The 16,689-nt window shown below is 50.8% G+C and carries 21 protein-coding genes and 1 pseudogene; 12 read left to right on the top strand and 10 right to left on the bottom strand.

All coding sequences use genetic code 11. From position 1 onward, the window contains the following. Window positions 1-33: 33 nt before the first annotated feature. The 5 genes and pseudogenes from LOK74_RS11065 to LOK74_RS11045 all read left to right on the top strand — a co-directional run bounded on the left by LOK74_RS11065 (window position 34) and on the right by LOK74_RS11045 (window position 3,229). Window positions 34-576, top strand: coding sequence for a DUF502 domain-containing protein (locus tag LOK74_RS11065; protein ID WP_230046685.1), 543 nt, complete (start codon window positions 34-36; stop codon window positions 574-576). Window positions 577-716: 140 nt separating this feature from the next. Further along, entirely contained in the window at window positions 717-1,172 is a 456-nt protein-coding gene (locus LOK74_RS11060) for a MerR family transcriptional regulator (protein WP_230046684.1), read from the top strand. A gap of 62 nt (window positions 1,173-1,234) precedes the next feature. After that, window positions 1,235-1,678: pseudogene (locus LOK74_RS11055) on the top strand (SRPBCC family protein). A gap of 28 nt (window positions 1,679-1,706) precedes the next feature. Next, on the top strand, window positions 1,707-2,204 hold the full coding sequence (locus tag LOK74_RS11050) for an SRPBCC family protein (protein WP_230046683.1): 498 nt from the start codon (window positions 1,707-1,709) through the stop codon (window positions 2,202-2,204). Between the two features lie 353 nt (window positions 2,205-2,557). Then, complete coding sequence (locus LOK74_RS11045; RefSeq protein ID WP_230046682.1) at window positions 2,558-3,229, top strand: TerC family protein; 672 nt, start codon at window positions 2,558-2,560, stop codon at window positions 3,227-3,229. 81 nt (window positions 3,230-3,310) lie between these two features. Here LOK74_RS11045 and LOK74_RS11040 read toward each other — a convergent pair whose 3' ends face one another. After that, window positions 3,311-3,544 (bottom strand): hypothetical protein, encoded by a 234-nt coding sequence (locus LOK74_RS11040; protein ID WP_230046681.1) that lies wholly within the window; start codon window positions 3,542-3,544, stop codon window positions 3,311-3,313. A gap of 126 nt (window positions 3,545-3,670) precedes the next feature. Next, the gene (locus LOK74_RS11035) at window positions 3,671-4,099 is read right to left on the bottom strand and encodes a DUF2621 domain-containing protein (RefSeq protein WP_230046680.1); all 429 of its coding nucleotides are present in this window, start codon (window positions 4,097-4,099) and stop codon (window positions 3,671-3,673) included. A gap of 158 nt (window positions 4,100-4,257) precedes the next feature. Between LOK74_RS11035 and LOK74_RS11030 the strand changes: the two genes are divergently transcribed. Further along, a complete protein-coding gene (locus LOK74_RS11030) occupies window positions 4,258-4,635 on the top strand; it encodes an ATPase (protein ID WP_230046679.1) in 378 nt (125 codons plus the stop codon). Window positions 4,636-4,758: 123 nt separating this feature from the next. Next, complete coding sequence (locus LOK74_RS11025) at window positions 4,759-5,703, top strand: tetratricopeptide repeat protein (RefSeq protein ID WP_230046678.1); 945 nt, start codon at window positions 4,759-4,761, stop codon at window positions 5,701-5,703. Window positions 5,704-5,817: 114 nt separating this feature from the next. Here the strand turns inward: LOK74_RS11025 and LOK74_RS11020 are convergent, their stop codons facing one another. The 6 genes from LOK74_RS11020 to LOK74_RS10995 form a co-directional block, all read right to left on the bottom strand. After that, window positions 5,818-6,624, bottom strand: a complete 807-nt coding sequence (locus LOK74_RS11020; protein ID WP_230046677.1) for an ABC transporter permease — start codon at window positions 6,622-6,624, stop codon at window positions 5,818-5,820. Beyond that, the gene (locus tag LOK74_RS11015; protein WP_230046676.1) at window positions 6,611-7,411 is read right to left on the bottom strand and encodes an ABC transporter ATP-binding protein; all 801 of its coding nucleotides are present in this window, start codon (window positions 7,409-7,411) and stop codon (window positions 6,611-6,613) included. The genes LOK74_RS11020 and LOK74_RS11015 overlap by 14 nt, the downstream gene beginning before the upstream one ends. 3 nt (window positions 7,412-7,414) lie before the next feature. Then, window positions 7,415-8,407, bottom strand: a complete 993-nt coding sequence (locus tag LOK74_RS11010) for an ABC transporter substrate-binding protein (RefSeq protein WP_230046675.1) — start codon at window positions 8,405-8,407, stop codon at window positions 7,415-7,417. A 541-nt stretch (window positions 8,408-8,948) separates the two neighbouring features. Continuing rightward, a complete protein-coding gene (locus LOK74_RS11005) occupies window positions 8,949-10,178 on the bottom strand; it encodes a multidrug effflux MFS transporter (protein WP_230046674.1) in 1,230 nt (409 codons plus the stop codon). 15 nt (window positions 10,179-10,193) lie between these two features. After that, window positions 10,194-10,571, bottom strand: coding sequence for an FAD/NAD(P)-binding protein (locus LOK74_RS11000; protein WP_230046673.1), 378 nt, complete (start codon window positions 10,569-10,571; stop codon window positions 10,194-10,196). Next, entirely contained in the window at window positions 10,558-11,223 is a 666-nt protein-coding gene (locus LOK74_RS10995; protein ID WP_230046672.1) for an FAD/NAD(P)-binding protein, read from the bottom strand. The genes LOK74_RS11000 and LOK74_RS10995 overlap by 14 nt, the downstream gene beginning before the upstream one ends. A gap of 237 nt (window positions 11,224-11,460) precedes the next feature. Here LOK74_RS10995 and rnz point away from each other — a divergent pair, with 237 nt between their 5' ends. The 3 genes from rnz to LOK74_RS10980 all read left to right on the top strand — a co-directional run bounded on the left by rnz (window position 11,461) and on the right by LOK74_RS10980 (window position 14,093). After that, complete coding sequence (gene rnz / locus LOK74_RS10990) at window positions 11,461-12,453, top strand: ribonuclease Z (RefSeq protein WP_230046671.1); 993 nt, start codon at window positions 11,461-11,463, stop codon at window positions 12,451-12,453. A 61-nt stretch (window positions 12,454-12,514) separates the two neighbouring features. Next, entirely contained in the window at window positions 12,515-13,168 is a 654-nt protein-coding gene (locus LOK74_RS10985; RefSeq protein ID WP_230046670.1) for a YczE/YyaS/YitT family protein, read from the top strand. Then, complete coding sequence (locus LOK74_RS10980; protein ID WP_230046669.1) at window positions 13,161-14,093, top strand: DMT family transporter; 933 nt, start codon at window positions 13,161-13,163, stop codon at window positions 14,091-14,093. The genes LOK74_RS10985 and LOK74_RS10980 overlap by 8 nt, the downstream gene beginning before the upstream one ends. Before the next feature lie 56 nt (window positions 14,094-14,149). Here the strand turns inward: LOK74_RS10980 and LOK74_RS10975 are convergent, their stop codons facing one another. Next, entirely contained in the window at window positions 14,150-14,467 is a 318-nt protein-coding gene (locus LOK74_RS10975; RefSeq protein ID WP_230046668.1) for a hypothetical protein, read from the bottom strand. A 102-nt stretch (window positions 14,468-14,569) separates the two neighbouring features. Here LOK74_RS10975 and LOK74_RS10970 point away from each other — a divergent pair, with 102 nt between their 5' ends. Both LOK74_RS10970 and LOK74_RS10965 read left to right on the top strand, forming a co-directional pair. Next, window positions 14,570-15,043: a DUF188 domain-containing protein gene (locus tag LOK74_RS10970; protein WP_230046667.1), complete on the top strand. Its 474-nt coding sequence runs from the start codon at window positions 14,570-14,572 to the stop codon at window positions 15,041-15,043. Further along, window positions 15,022-15,705: a phosphatase PAP2 family protein gene (locus LOK74_RS10965; protein ID WP_230046666.1), complete on the top strand. Its 684-nt coding sequence runs from the start codon at window positions 15,022-15,024 to the stop codon at window positions 15,703-15,705. The genes LOK74_RS10970 and LOK74_RS10965 overlap by 22 nt, the downstream gene beginning before the upstream one ends. On the opposite strand, the gene LOK74_RS10960 is transcribed toward LOK74_RS10965, so the two are convergent. Then, complete coding sequence (locus tag LOK74_RS10960; RefSeq protein ID WP_230046665.1) at window positions 15,693-16,574, bottom strand: LysR family transcriptional regulator; 882 nt, start codon at window positions 16,572-16,574, stop codon at window positions 15,693-15,695. The genes LOK74_RS10965 and LOK74_RS10960 overlap by 13 nt on opposite strands. Between the last annotated feature and the right edge of the window lie 115 nt (window positions 16,575-16,689).

Below are 16,689 nucleotides of genomic sequence, written 5' to 3'. Positions count from 1 at the left end.
CAGTACAATCGCTGATAGGAGGAGGGAAACGGTATGAGACGTTTGGCAAGGTATTTTCTGGAGGGACTTTTGTATTCCGTGCCTCTGGCTGTTACGATCTTTGTGCTGTACCAGGTATTTATCACTGTTGACAGTTGGCTGGGATTTACCGTACCGGGTTTGGGTTTCGCCGTGACTATCGTGGTTATTACGGCAATCGGCTTTCTCGCATCAGGAGCGCTGACGAAAAGCGCACTTACGCTGGTGGAACGTTTGTTTACCCGTGTACCGCTGGTGAAACTGCTGTACAACTCGCTCAAAGATCTGATTGGCGCTTTTGTAGGGGAGAAAAAAAGCTTTGACCAACCGGTGTTGGTGCGACTTAGTGCAGACAGTCAAGTAAAAGTGATCGGCTTTATCACGCGCGACTCGCTGGAAACGTTTGGGCTGCGCGATCACGTTGCCGTATACCTGCCCCAATCGTACAACTTTGCCGGAAATCTGCTGATTGTGCCCTGTGAACAGGTGGAGCAGCTTGAAGCGGACAGTGCAGATGTGATGGCCTTTCTGGTTTCAGGCGGGGTATCGGGGAAATGAGTTGTTCTTTTGACGCACAGCGTGGTTTCTTGAGATCCAAACCCACCGTATGCAATAAAAAGTTTTCTTTTTTCTTGAGCCTAACGTGACGTCATGCTATATCATACAATCACCGGTAAATAATCGCGCGAAACGAGGAGATGATCATTACAAGCAATAAAAACTGGAAGGTTGGAGAACTTGCAAAGATAACAGGACTAACCATTCGGACTTTACGATACTACGACCAGATCGGCTTGTTTTCTCCGTCCGGATATTCTGATTCCGGGTACAGGCTGTATCACGAAGCTGACATTTCGAAATTGCAACAAATCTTGGCCTTGAAGGACTTGGGATTATCTCTGGAGGAGATTAAATCGATTCTCGCGGATGAACAATACAACCCGATCGATGTCATATCACTTCAAATTGATAGGCTTAAACAAAACATCAGTGCTGAACAGATCCTTTTGAAAGAATTGCAAAATGCATTGAGAATTATGAAAATGGAACAACCATTGACGGTTGAAAATTTTACCCGATTATTGCGAATGATGAAAAAAAGCCACGAAAACTATTTTGCTGAACGACAGGCGAGAATGGAACGCCCATTTTGACCAGCTTGCAGACTTTCTCGCCAACTATCTAGAGAAACCAAACCTAGGAGAGGAATAACAGTATGGAAAAGCGATTTGTTACCCATGACACTTTTGTTATCGAAAGAAACTATGACGTCTTGCCATCACAGGTGTTCGCTGCCTAGGCCGATCCCCTACGAAAGTCTCGTTGGTTTGCGGAAGCAGATCATTTTGACTTTCGAGTTGGCGGACGTGAGACAAATCAGGGTGGCCCCCCGGAAGGCCCGATCTTCACTTTTGAGGCCCAGTATCAGGAAATAGTCCCTAATCAGCGCATTGTTTATTCTTACACAATGGACCTGGGGGAAACGCGGATATCGGTATCAGTGGTAACCGTAGAATTCCATCCACATGGAACCGGAACTCAACTTGTTTTCACCGAACAGGGTGCCTTTCTCGACGGACACGATACGCCAGCCGTTCGTGAGCATGGGACAAAACTCATGCTGGATAAGCTGGGGGAAGCGCTGCGCAACGAGTTTTAAAAAGCCAATCAGATTAGGAGGCTTTGCCATGACATTCGAGGATGCAAGCACCACTCCTTCCTCTGTTGAAGCGGTCGCAGACGGCGAGATCGTCAACACACGCATTTTTCATACTCCGCGAGCGTTGCTATTCAAAGCATGCAGCAAGCCCGATCTGCTTGCGCAATGGTGGGGGCCGAAAAACTTTACGAACACGTTTCATCAATTCGAGATGAAGCCGGATGGCGTCTGGCACTATACGATGCATGGACCTGGCGGCGTTGACTATGAAAACAAGAGCATTTTTGTCGAGATTGTGGAACCTGAACGGATCATCCTCCGTCACCTAGATCCGGACCATGAGTTCTTGCTAACGATAATCTTTGTCGAGCTTGAGGACAAGACCGAACTCACGTGGCGCATGCTCTTTGCCTCGGCGGCCGAATGCGAAAAGGTCAGGGAATTCGTTACCAAAGCAAATGAACAAAACTTTGATCGCCTGCAGGACCTGCTATCATCAATACGGCCAGCAGATACCACCGAATAAAAAAACTGCCCCTTGGCAATATAGCCTGTGAAGCAGTCGGTCCTAAAAACGGAGCAGCTAGTGTGAAACCGTATTGAAATGGAGCGTATCACAGTGTTCCTCCATGCAGGTTTGTTTAGCATCTGATGACAGACAACCACCCTTGCTGAACCCGAGCAAGGGTGGTTGTCTGCGTCTGTCATCGGTATTGGCTGCTTAATGGCCATTATAAATCATAGGGGCGCGGAAAGGATGCGGAATCTAGAGCTGAGCTTGCGACCCCTTTTGGCGTCAACTGCTCCGAATGAATATTGCCCGTCGTCCTAGGGAAAATAACGGAGGTACAGCAAAAGTGGACGGGCGGGTGATGATTCATGATCAATGTTACGCCAGAGTTCTGGACCGCACTGCTTTCGATCATTGTGATTGACCTGGTCCTGGCGGGAGACAATGCAATCGTGATTGGACTATCGGCCAGAAACGTACCGAAAGAACAGCAAAAAAAGGTGATTTTTTGGGGGACAGCGGGTGCGATCGTGATTCGCGCCCTGCTGACATTCATTGCTCTCTGGCTGTTGCGCATACCCGGACTTCTCCTTGTGGGCGGGGTATTGCTGATCTGGATTGCTTATAAACTTCTTGTCGAAGAAAAAGATCACGGGGACCTCCAATCGGGAACAAGTCTATGGGCAGCGGTCAGGACAATCCTCGTCGCCGATACCGTGATGGGGCTGGACAATGTATTGGCCGTCGCCGGCGCCGCCCACGGAGACTTTCTGCTAGTGGTGCTTGGGCTGCTGATCAGTGTGCCAATCGTGATCTGGGGCAGTACGCTGATCCTGAGATGGGTAAAGCAATATCCGATCATTCTCTATGTAGGGGCTGGCGTCCTCGCATGGACAGCGTCCAAGATGATCATCGACGAACCGTTTATCCATTCCTTTTTCATCGACTATCCACTGCTCAGATATGGGTTCAGCATAGTAATGATAGCAGGTGTACTTCTGCTTGGATTGAGGAAGAACAGAGAAAGAGAGCCGGCATAGGTATGTCCCCAGCATCGACTGCGAGTGGGTAATGTCCAACAAAAAACTGCCCCTTAAAGTACAGGGCAGTTTTTTTGGTGATCAACTGCTGAAAAAACCGCTGTGGCTGGTATATTTATGACGGTAGTGTTTGTGTCCGTAGTGATGGTGGCCGGGACCGCCACGGCGGAACTTGTAATCGCTGCTGCTGAAACGGCGACGGCCAGAGTATTTCAGGAACTTCACACCCTTTTTGAGAATCAGTCCAGCAATCGCAATGATTGCAACCAAGATCAGAAACCCAATTATCAAGATCGTAAAGAAAGCTGTCATCATCGTTATCGTCTCCTTTAGAGGAAGTCTCCTATTCTCTACGTTCAAGAATGGAGATGGTTTCATTATTTTTGTGCCGATTAGGACGCGCCGTCAACGAGGAAGCGCCCGAGTGAGATATCAGCACGTTTACGCCTTGAGCAGTTTTTCATAGGCGGAATAGTCGATCTGCTTTTCCTGCAGATGGGAGATCAGCCACTTGTGGTCGCGTTTGGGAGTAGCGATGATATACCCTTTTATGATAAGATCTTGTGTAATCTGATCTGCCTTTTCATGCAGAGCCAGTTCTCCGATCTTGGCGGCAATGCTGCGGCGAGCGACGTCCCGGAACAACTGCGGTACCGGTTCAACCAGTTCATTCAGGAAAGCTAGGCCTTCTTCGGTCCACAAGGTGCGGGTCTGATCGATATAATAATCTTGCCAATCGAGATCAGACTTGCCGTCTGCTTTTGGCATCGATTTGAGAAACTTGCGAAACATGAAGTAACCGCCTATGGCGACTAGCCCCAGTAACACGAACATCCAGAACATAATAAACCATGAAAACCATATCGACATTGTCGTCAGCACCTCAACTTTTCGTTCTGCCTGGTTTTGACATCTAGGTATTTGCACTCTGATGGGAAGCTTTGGTATTTTCCACTTCCCACGGGCTTCCTTATAAAGTATCATAAAAACAAGAGCGTATGTAAAGTCAAGAAAGGAGGATGGCGCACATGTTCAAACTTGGACAACGCGTTGTGATCGTTGCCGACTCCTTTGAGCAGGGTTTGCCCATAGGCGAACACGCTTACATCATCGGTCGCGATCGGAATCCGGACAGCGCGTTTGAGTGGATTGTCCGCGTTCCGAAAACAGATAAACAATATCCTCTTGTTGAGGCTGACATGGCTTTGGAAGAGGAGCTGCTGAGGAGGGAAGCGGAGAGAGTTCAGCGTGAGTCGTTGCTTGATCATGCGTTGGCAACTCGCAATGAGGCCCTTTTCCGGCAGATCATGGGCATTGATGAACCGGCATCCAAAGATGGCGATGCTGCCGTGAAGGAGACAGCAGAGGAATTTATCCGCAAAGTAAACATAAAAGCCTGGATCTAATAAAGGCGGTTTCCGTAACTGGAAACCGTTTTTCCCTGTACCCCTGCACAGAGCAGGGATTTCCCGCTTGTCCGCGAAAAGAATAGCGTAGGCTGTAGGTTGGAACGGAAAGAGAGGATTCGAATGTCGGAGTATATAGAGTTTACAAACGAGCATGGAGAAAAGGTTCAGATCTCGCGTGAAGAATACCAGAAAAACGTGATTCCCCATCAGCTTCACCAGTATTGGGATGACAAGGAGGCATTGCGTCAGTTTGCCATGCAGTTGGTCCAGGACAAATTTACCACAGAAGCGGCCCAGGCAGCTGATCGGCTGCTGGAACTGTACGGACCGATTGAGGGTGCGCTTGTCTTCCGCGCAGTCGTTCATATGCAGGCAGGGGAATTCCAGCGGGCCAAGGAACTGCTGAGCACCTGCATCGAGCGCTTTCCTGCTTCCGGAACCTCGTATACTAATCTCGCCAAAATATACGCTTATGAGGGAGCAGGCGAGAAGGCGTTTGAAACACTGGAAGCAGGCTTGATGAAGGAGCCGAATCAGGAAAACGGACTTGATTGGTATGTTTCCCACTTTCAAGAAAGCAACAGGAGAGACGAACTGCTGCAGCGGCTTAAGGTATTAGCTGAACGCGAGGGGGCATGGCGGCCGCAGCTGATCCTGGGTCGGCTCTTTCTGCAGGATGGCAATCTGCACAAGGCGATGGAGTTTTACCGTCAGGCGATTGAGCGTTCCGGACAGATGGAAGACGTTGTGATGAAAGTGACGGGCGAACTGGGGCAAGCCCAGTACGTCTACCAGTTGATCCAGATTGCGGAGCAGTATTGGCAGCCTACCTTTCAATTCCCGTTTGCCGGATTTAACTACGCGAATGCACTGATCGTCACGGAGCAGAAGGAGCGGGCAGCAGAGGTGTTAGAAGCGATGGAGCCGCATGTGCGGGAAGAGTACCGTCCCGCGGTAGAGAAGCACCTGGCACAGTTGACTGCTGGGAACGCTGAGCCAAGTGAGATGGAGCAGCCGCAGCAGGCGGATTCCGAGAAAAAACCGTGGTGGAAGCGGTGGAAATAGGCAGCAATGGATAAAGGTCACGCCGATAGACTGGCGTGACCTTTTTAGGTGGGCCGCACCTGGTCAGCGTGAGCTGGGTCTGATGCGGCCACTGGGGAAGGCATCTCCCCGCATCTATTTAAACTGGCTGGTAAGCTTGCGCTCCAGAATGGCAACCAACTGGTACATCACAGTTGCCACGACGGCGATGACAGCCAAGCTTACCATAACCAGGGTAAAATTAAATACTTGGAAACCGTAGACGATGAGGTAGCCCAGTCCCTCCTTGGAGACGAGGAATTCCCCGACAATGACCCCGATCCAGGATAGACCGACATTTACTTTTAAGGTAGATACGATGGTCGGAATGGTTGCGGGCAGAATGACCAGCGTAAAAATTTGCTGCTTCCCTGCGCCAAAGGTTTGCACTACTTTAATATAGTTGCGGTCAACCTCTCTAAAGCTGGTGTAGACGACGATCGTGGTGATGATGACAGAAACCGCACAAGCCATTGCGATGATCGAAAGGGCTCCTGGCCCGAGACCGACGATAAACAGCGGCCCAAGGGCAACCTTTGGCATGCTGTTCGCAATGACCAGGTATGGCTCCAGCACATTGGAGAGAAACGGAGACCACCAGATCAGCGTGGCGATCAGCGTTCCTAGCAGTGTCCCCAGTATAAAGCCGATGATCGTCTCGACAACCGTGGTGCTGACGTGAGGCAGCAGACTGCCATCCAACACTTTTTGTACAAAGAGCTCCGCAATTTTTGTAGGATGACTAAACAGCAGTACGTTGATCATCCCGGTACGTGCGGCCCATTCCCAGGCTCCCAGGAAGAGGAGGAATAATCCCAGTTGGCTGGCTAGCACGATCTGGCGCTGTCTGGACCGTCTTTTGAGGTACTCGCGGTGGATCTGATCAGGATTAATCGTCAGCATCGGCGTTCCTCTCCATTTCCATCCAGACTCGTTTAAACAGCGCGTTGAATCCTTCCTGGTTACGTGCTTGAAACGGCAGTGGTTCGCGGATTTGGTCGGGTATCTTTACCTCTGCACGGATCTTCCCCGGATTTCGCTCCAGGATGTACAGGCGATCGCCCATCGCCACTGCTTCCGAAAGATCATGGGTGACGAGAATCGCCGTTTTATTGTGATAGCGGCGCAGCATCTCAACCACCAGATCTTCCAGTTTGAGCTTGGTTTGATAATCCAGAGCGGAAAACGGTTCATCCAGCAGCAGGATGTCTGGTTGACAGGCGAGCGTGCGAACGAGTGCGACGCGCTGACGCATTCCGCCGGAAAGCTGATGAGGATATGCCAGTCGAACGTCAGCCAGCCCCATCTCATCGAGGAGGTGAAGGGCGTATTGCTCGTTCTCTTTATTGCGAATGCGCTGAATCTCCAGTCCGAGAAACACATTGTCTTGAATCGTTCGCCAGTTGAACAGGTAATCTTGCTGCAGCATGTATCCTACTTTGTTTGTAGGACCGGTCACCTGCTCGCCGTCGATCAACACATGACCGGCTGTCGGCTTCTCCAGACCGGCGATCAGCGAGAGCAGTGTCGTCTTTCCGCAGCCGCTGGGGCCGACCAAACAGATAAATTCTCCTTCCTCTACTTGCAAGTCGATCCCTTTGACGGCCGTAAAAGCGTTTGTCGGTGTGACATAGAGATGGGTGACATGACGCAGTTGGATCTTGGCAGGCGTAGCAGGAAGTTGGCTCATCGGTCAGTTCCCCTCGATGGCTGCTTTTGCAAAGGAAGTATCAACCAGTTTCGCGTAATCAGCCCGCTGCTGAAGTTCGCCTGCTTCTTGCATGATATCTTGCAAATTGTTCCATTCTTCTTCATCCAGAATGGGATCGGCTGCGTAAGAACCCTGTTCCTTGTAGCGTGCTATCGAGTTTTCCAGAATGTCCGGATCAATCTCTTGGAAGTAGGGGGTGATGACCTGGGCAATCTCCTGGACGGAATGGGATTCTACCCACTGCTGCGCCTTGTAGACGGCACGAGTGAACTTCTGTATGATTTCTTGATTTTTCTCGATATAGCTTTGTTTTGCCATAAATACGGTATAGGGAACTTTTCCGCTCTCTTTCCCAAACGATGCAATCACGTGGCCGATCCCCTCCCGTTCAAACTGTGAGGCCGTTGGCTCAAACAACTGTACAAACTCGCCCGTACCGGAAGAAAAAGCCGAGGCGATGTTCTGGAATTCCACGTTTTGGATCAACTCCAAATCTTGATGTGGGTCGATCTGGTGCTTTTTCAAAACAAACTCTCCGACCATCTGCGGCATGCCGCCTTTTCGCTGGCCAAGAAATACGGTTCCCTTTAGCATATCCCATGAAAAAGACGGGATTGGATTGCGAGAGACCAGGAAGGTTCCGTCGGTCTGCGTCAGTTGGGCGAAGTTGATAACCGGATCTTCGGCTCCTTGTTGGGCGACGTAGATACTTGTTTCTGAGCCGACCAGGGCAACGTCAATTCCGTCTGACAAGAGAGCGGTCATTGTTTTGTCTCCGCCCCAGGTAGTAGTCAGTTCCACATCCAGACCTTCTTCTGCAAAAAAACCTTTCTCCAGCGCTACATATTGTGGTGCGTAAAAGAGTGAGCGCGTCACTTCACCGATGCGCACTTGATCGCTGCTGTTGGAGCAGCCTGCAAGGATTGCCATTAGCCCCAGGGCGGTTGCCAGACCCAGGGAGATCAGTCGCTTCATCTTTTTCCCCTCCTTGGTGCTGTTCTGATGTAGGCTATGCAGAAATGAAAAAAAGGGTGAATGCCTATTGCAATTGGGAAATACTCATGAATGAAAGAAAGAAGTAGTGTTGATCCCACAGGACAGATGTGGCTGTTTTCTCGTGGTCGGGGGGCACAACAGCAGATTATGCGTTCCACACTAAAGATGAACCGACTGGAGAGGAGTGCCTTCACCCATTTACATCAAAACGATCTATATGCGGATGGATCGGCCGCTTTGCCAGCGTTTTCTGGCTTGGCTGGCACTTTAGATTATCCATCAGAATGCGGTCCACGCTGAGAGGAGCATTGTGAGAGGGAATGTGAGCAGTCGGGTTCCCCCGCAGGAGGGGTATCGCAGAGAGAGCAGGGCTCGAGAACGGGCTTTCTCTCGCGTGGGAAGACGCCCGTCACTGGGGTTATGCCTGCCCATATATGACAGAAATGCCGGAACTGCCTAGGCAGTTCCGGCCCAATGATGAAACAGCATAAACAGAAGAGACAGGATGGAAGTACTCCCGTCATTGATGAGAATGGGAAGAGGTTGTGGGCAGTTGTGACTTTGGCTGTTTCCACCCCATGAAATAAAAGCAGACAAACAACAACATGCTGGAAATCACAATCGCCAAAACCATGGGCAGGTGGGTGTGTCCCACGAACGGATCAACGATTACGTTGCACAAGGCGCCCGCAATCATCTGAATGAAAAAAAGCAAACCAGAAGCTGTCCCTGCGATTGAGGGGAACGGTTGCATGACCGCGGCGTGGCAGGCCGGAAAAATCGCTCCAACCCCGACCATCACTACCATCATAGGTAAAATGATCGCGGCGACGGACAAACCGACGAGTTCGATCACGATCAGCAAGAACAGGGAAGCAATCATGCTCAGGAGGCTGCCGTACAGAATGATGCGGTTGAGATCCCATTTACCGGACACTTTTCGGGTTAAGGTCGTGCCGGTGATATAGCCGATGACCACAAGAGCAAAACTGATTCCGTAAAAAACAGGGGTCACTCCCAACAGATTCTGCAACAAGTATGGGGAGTAACTGATAAAGGAAAAATAGGCGCACCAGGCTAAACTAATCGCCAGGCTATACGCCAAAAAATGGCGATGCGTCAGCAGATAGCCGTACGAGCGAATAATCGTGCTCAAGTTAAGGGAAGAGTTGCGATCATGATGCGTCTCCGTAAAACAAAAACAAAGCACGGCCAACATGCCGATTGAAAGAACCAACAACAGACTGAAAGGGAGTTGCCAGCCATAGTACGTTTCCAAAATTCCGCCCACGATTGGGGCAATCGCCGGGGTAATGGCGATTGCCGTTGACAGATAGGTTAATATGCGGATCTGGTCATGGTGCTGATAGATGTCCTTGGTGATCAAGCGAGCGACTACCGTTCCGCAGCAGCCGCCCAACGCCTGGAAAAACCGGCAGACGATAAACGTCTCTACTGATTTGGCATACAGGGCAACGAATGTAGCTGCTACGTAGATGACTGTACCGCTGATCAAAATCGGCTTTCTGCCAAAACGATCCGACAAGATGCCGCAAATCAACACGGAAATGGCGTACCCCACAGTGTATAAGGTGATGGTCAGCTGGATCTGGGAATGGGTCGTGTGAAAATAATGGGTCATTTTGGGTAATGAGGGGGTATACAAGCCGATTGACGCCTGCGGAAGGCAAACGAGAGCGATCAGCAGCAAGAGTAACATCGGTTGGCGTCGGGTATTTGTTTCGTTCATCGTCCGTATTCCTTTCTACACCAGTTGAGCGGTTTTTGTGGAGTGTTCAAGCAGTTCAATGGTGTTCCTGGCGATCTCTTTACACTTTTTGGCGATCATCTCAAGAGAGCCGGTATAGTAATAGTTGCCGCATGTGATGTGGCCTACTGCACGCAGGTGCAGATCAGCCTGACCATGTTGATCTACTACGGCTCCCGTCTGAAAATCTACTACGATTCCGCCATGCGGATGTTTCTGAGCATAACCGTTGTGCAGCAGAGACAGCAGCAAGCTGGAGCAATTTCCACGTTCCAGACTGTGGCTGGAGCCAGTGCCATTGATCACCCAGTCGTACGATTGGAGTTCTTCTTCGTCAAACTGGGCAAAAAAGGTGCCGCCACTAAAGGCATCCATGCCAATCTTCACCGTGTTGTCGTAGTTCCCTGCGCAACAGGCGGACAATATCATATAGTTTCACGACACCGCGTTTTTGGAGGATGTCGGTAATTGCTTGCTTTGTGAGAAATCGCGGCTGGTAGGAAGTTTGGTCATTGTTGAAGTAATCGATTGGTGAAGTATGACCAATGCAAAGAATCACCAGGTCAAACGCAGAACTCTCTCCATCACGGGTCATCAAGTGATATTGATCTTTTTTCTGGATATGGATGACCTCCTTGTTCACAATTTCTATGGGTAATGATTTTTGATCTGCCTTTAGAAGGGTTCGTTCAAAAACGTCCCGCAAATAGGTGCCGAACAAACTGCGTGAGGGGAATGATTGATGGATCCCATCGTAGAATAAATCGTGAATCGAGCGGGAACACAACCACTTGCGGAAGTGCGCCGCGTCTTCAGCTATGACGGACATACTCTGGGCCACCCTGTTTAGTAATAAAACATGGCTGTCCTGCTGGTACGCTACTCCGGGACCCACTAGCCCGTTCGCTTCAAAAACGGTAACCTGCAGTAATCCGGGACTTCCATTCTCTACTAAGTAGTGAACAAGCGAGACGCAGGCAGCACCTCCTCCTACCACAGCAACAGAAACTGGTGAATGATGTTTCACAGTTTTCTCTCCCTCCAAATTGTATCTATTTAGTTTTTCATGAAAAAATATCTATAAATAACTGTATTTGAAATTATTATGCAGGATATTCCAATCGTCAACCCATTCAACAAGATCTTAAAGAAAATGTAATAAATAGCTGGTGGGATGTAGGCACGGGGACAGCAAGGGGAGAAATAGCTGCAATGGGGAAAACTCACCAATGATAGGAGGCAGATGGAAAGGGGGAGGAGCAGGATGATCGTCACGTTTCTTGGTACCGGTTCAGGCGCCCCGACGCTGCGGCGCAATGTGAGTGCGATCGCACTATGGTTCATCCAACGAGGCAAATGGTGGCTGTTCGACTGCGGCGAGGGAACACAACAGCAGATTATGCGCTCCACGTTAAAGTTAAACCAACTGGAGAAGATCTTCATCACCCATTTGCATGGAGACCACCTCTACGGGTTAATCGGGCTTCTCGCCAGCCGCTCCCTGCGTGGCGGTGCACTTTCGCCGGTCACGGTGTACGGCCCTCCTGGGTTGGATCGTTATATTGAAGGAGTTATGATGACCAGCGGGGTGCATTTGCAGTACCCTCTCAAGGTGGAGATCGTCTCTGCGGGAAGGCAGGTTATGGAGAATGGGATTGCTGTGGAGTGCGGAGAAGTCAGTCATCGAGGCCATGCCCTTGCCTATGCAGTAGTGGAACCGGAGCAGCAGGGAGCGTTCCGGCAGGATTTGGCCAAGCAGGCAGGCATCGCTCCAGGACCGGTCTATGGCAGACTGAAACGGGGAGAGACGGTACAACTTCCAGACGGTCGGATTGTTCATGGAGATGCATTCATCGGGCCTCCACAGAGAGGCAGAAAGCTGGTTTACAGTGGGGATACTGCTCCATGTGATACGGTTGTCCGTTTGGCGGGGGGAGCGGATCTGTTGATTCATGAAGCCACCTTTGCTCATGCGCATTTGGAACTGGCGGAGCGAAGCGGCCATTCAACTGCTTTGCAGGCGGCCCAGATTGCAGACTCCGCGAAGGTACACAGCCTGATCCTGACCCATTTTAGTCCGCGATATGATGGGGAGCGAGCAGAGGTGGGGATGGCTGAATTGCTGAGCGAGGCGCAGTCGGTCTTTCCCAACACCCGATTGGCTGCTGATTTCCTATCGGTACCCATCAGGAGAAACCGAATGCAGGACAACGAGTATTCGGCCGGCTCCACAGGTGACGAAGCGGTAAAAGTGTGATAGAACTAGAGATGAACCATAGAGAAACATCGACGATGAGGATAGGAGATGGTGGAGCAAGGTGGGATCACGGGGGAAAGAGAGAGCACTGTTGATCCGGTACACGATGTTTACCCTTGGGCTTGCGGTGATGGCTTTCGGGTGCTTGTTGATGATTCAGGCCGATATGGGTGTTGCCTCATGGGATGTGCTGCATATAGGGTTGACCCAGACGCTTGGCCTAACCATTGGGATCTGGTCGCAGATCGTCGGGGGGATTGTCATTTTTCTCTCCTATTTCATTGCCAGAGTGAAGCCAGGGGTGGGAACCGTCCTGAATATGCTGTTGTTTGGACTGTTTATTGATCTGTTTGTGTGGCTCGACTTCGTCCCACGAGCAGATCGGCTTCTGCTGAAGGGATGCTGGTTCGGCGCAGGACTGCTGCTGTTTTCGATCGGGATCGGCATGTATATCTCACCGCGACTTGGCGCCGGACCGCGAGACAGTTTGATGCTTGCCTTAAATGAGCGAATGGGCTGGAGTATCCAGCGTGTTCGTTTCACTATTGAGCTGTTCATGCTGACGGTAGGTTGGCTGTTGGGTGGCCCTGTATCGATCGGAACACTGCTGGTTGCCGTCTTCACTGGGCCGTTGATTCAACGAACGATTCCGTTTTGGGAGCATCTGATGAGGGAGCCGTACGGCATGACGAGGAAGGAACAAATTCATGCGTAAACTGACGGTGGACCTAATGATGGCGGTGGTGGTCCTGGTTTGGGGAGCCAGTTATACCATTGGCAAATACGGGATGCAGTCCCTTTCTCCTGAGGTATTTACCCTTACCCGCTTTTTATTGGTCATTCCTGTACTGCTGGTGATCGTGAAGTGGAGAGACGGCAACCTGGCCATTGCAAAACGAGATATTCCCGCACTATTGTTTGCTGCTTTGGTGGGGATTGCCCTCTATCAGACGTTGTTTATTTCTGCGGTCAAATATACGACCGCAACAAACAGCTCGCTGCTCATCTCGATGGCACCACTGTTTACTGTGATGGGAGCAGTCATTGGCCGACAGGAGAAACTGGGCATTACCCTGCTCGTCGGCTCGGTATTGTCTGTACTTGGGGTCTTCTTGATCAAAGGCTTGGGAGCAGAGGCCATTTCATTTGAAGAGGATACCTTGTTTGGCGATCTGCTCGCGCTGACTGCAAGCTTGCTGTTCGGACTCTATCCATTTACCATCACCGGCCTATCAAAACGGTACTCCTCGATCAAACTCACTTTTTACACTTCTGTATTCGGAGCTGTGATGCTGGCCGTATACTGTGGGCCAGAATGGTTTCAGGTGGACTGGAGCCAGCTCCCGGCGGCAGCCTGGTGGTCTCTTCTATACGCTGCTTACCCGGTTACCGCTTACGCACTGGTTGCATGGAACTATGGGATTGAGGTACTCGGCCCCTCACGAACGATGCCCTATCTGTATCTAGTGCCGGTAACCGCGATTCTGATCGCCATGCTCTGGCTCGATGAGCAGATGAATGGCTGGCAGTGGCTAGGGGCTGGTCTGATTCTGTTTGGGGTATTTCTTGTTAGACAAGGCCACATGGTGGTGGAGATGTGGCGGAAAAAATGGAGCATCCGGGATGAAAAAAGTGCTTGAAAAAGCAAACACCACAACGTCCATCCAACCGCAGTGGTGTTTGCGTCACGATATGATTACTGGTGGGTATGCTGTGTAGCATAGTCCTGTTGAACGCGAAACCAGATATTCAAGTCGTTTATGATGCTTGCCAACTCGGCAATCTCGCTGTTGAGTCGGCAGCAGTGCCCAAAATCTTCTTCTTCCGCCAACTGCTGCTGCTTTTTAGCAATGATTGATTCCAAGTGCATGATGCGGTCGGGAATTTTTGCTCTGATCTCTTCCCAGGTAAACAGCATGTCGGCGCGTTCTTCCGCCGTATACTCGTCCCAGTCGTGGTAGAGCATGGGCAGTCTGATGCCGAGCCGATCATCGTGGACGAATTCGTAGCGCAACGCTTTTCCCCTCTCTTTCGTCTTATTATCATACCAGAAAAGGGGAAGACGTACATATTGTTCACAGATACACGTTGTTCACAGATACACGGGAGGAAGCAAATGAGCCGACGGGTACTGATCGACGCAGACGCCTGCCCTAGACAGGCGCTGAGGATTGCTGAAGAACTATGTGCAGGGAAAGGCTGGAGATGCATCACGTATGCAACCATCGATCACTACCAGGACAGGGCAGACCACATCGTGGTGGATCCTGGGCCGGAGGCGGTCGATCTGCGACTTGCAAACGATGCGACAGCAGGAGATATTGTGATCACACAAGATATTGGACTAGCCGCACTCGTCATGGGCAAGAAAGCGAGGGCGCTCTCCGTTCTTGGCCATTTGTACGATCCAGATACGATTCCGTTCCAATTGGAAGTACGCCATGAACGAGCGCGGCATCGGCGGGCGGGCGGAAAGACACCCGGTATACCTCCCCGTACAGCGGAAGACGATCGGCAGTTCGCCTTGGCGCTTCGCCAACTAATGGAAGAGGGAGGGAATAGGGAACCATGCAAAACAATCCCCACATAAGGCCGTTGGTCGGTTGGATATTATTCTGTTTGCTGATGTTTGTCACAATTGCCGTATTTGCATCACGCAGCAGCTTTGACTGGTTGGATCGTACGGGCTACAACCTGCTTTCCAGCTTGAGCACATCATTCACGACGGACGTAATGATTTTGTTTAGCACCTTGGGGAATGGCAAAGTGGTTGCCCCCATCGCGGCCTGCCTGGTCATCGCCGCCGTCGTGCTGCGACGTTTTGCAGAAGCGTTGGCGGTAGCCCTGCTGCTGCTGTTGGGGGAAAACCTGAACGACCTGCTCAAAGACTGGTTTGCCCGACCACGACCAGATGGCATAAACTTGATTGACCTGCCCGAGTCTTATTCGTTTCCAAGTGGACATGCGATGGTTAGTGCTCCCTTTTACCTGCTTGTCGGCTATCTGCTCCATCGACTGTATGGAAACCGGCTGCTGGTACGCATCCTGCTCGCTGCAGCCATCGTTACAGCTCTGCTCATCTGCTTAAGCCGGATCTACCTCGGAGTCCACTACACCAGTGACGTTCTCGCCGGCATGTTCGGGGGAGCAGCCTGGCTTCTAATCATCATCGCACTTTATGAGACAGTGATACGGAACTTCTTTTCTCGATCCCGGAAACCGAGTGCTCCCATCTCGGTTCACAGAGAGTAGCCGAACTCTCGCATCAGACCCAGCCACTTTTCCACGCTGGGTCTGTTTTTTTTCTCACGCGGCAGGACGACGTATGCCGGTCGCTGCGGCGGTTTGCTTCCGGAGATGTCGATTTGCACCAGCTCTCCTTGGGCCAGTTCCACTTTCACCGCCGAGCGGGTCATCAGGCTGACTCCGACCCCTTCCTTCACGAGATCAATCGCCAACTGAGCTTTGTCTACTTGCAGTTTTGGCACGTAGCCGGGTGGCAGGGTTTGTGATATCCATTGTTGAAAGGGTTGTCCCCAGTTGACGAACAGAAGCGGCAGGGTGGCAATCTCGCTGATGTCGATCACACCGATGCGGGCGATCGGATGATCCGGGTGAGCTACCAGAACGATTTCGTCATTGTAGAAGGGGATGACTTCAAAGTTGGGCAGGGTTGGCGGGATGTAGACGATCCCGATCTGAATGATATGGTCATGAAGATATTGAATGACATCAGAAGAGTGCCCTGTTTTGGTACGAACAGCAATTTTGGGATAGCGCAGATGGTACTCTTTGAGGATCGGCTCCAGCAAAAAGCTCCAGATAGAGTCGAGGCTGCCAATGGAGAGTCTGTCCTCGTAAGGCTGTAAGGCTGCGACTTCGCTCAACCCCTCATGGGCCAGCTTTAGAATCCGCTCGGCATATGGCAAAAGCGCCCGTCCAGCCTGGGTAATCTCCACACTCCGTTTATCCCGTATAAACAGCGGTTTGCCCACTCTCTCTTCCAATTGTTTGATACGCATGGTGACCGTCGATTGTACCAGATGCAGCAGTTCAGCTGCTTTGGTAAAGTTTTTAGTCTGAGCCACCGTGTAAAAGGCACGTAATTGATCAAAGTCCATCTCGGTTCTACCTCTTATCGTATTTATTGATTACTGTATGCAAAAACATTCGTTTCCCAAATCATAATCATTCTTTTATGCTGATCATACCGCGAAATCGTCAAATGAGGAAGAG

This window comes from Brevibacillus humidisoli, assembly GCF_020923435.1.
In the GTDB taxonomy this organism is placed as follows: Bacteria; Bacillota; Bacilli; order Brevibacillales; family Brevibacillaceae; genus Brevibacillus_E; species Brevibacillus_E humidisoli.
The sequence above is the reverse complement of the archived record's forward strand: the minus strand, read 5'-3'. Positions and strand labels throughout refer to the sequence as shown.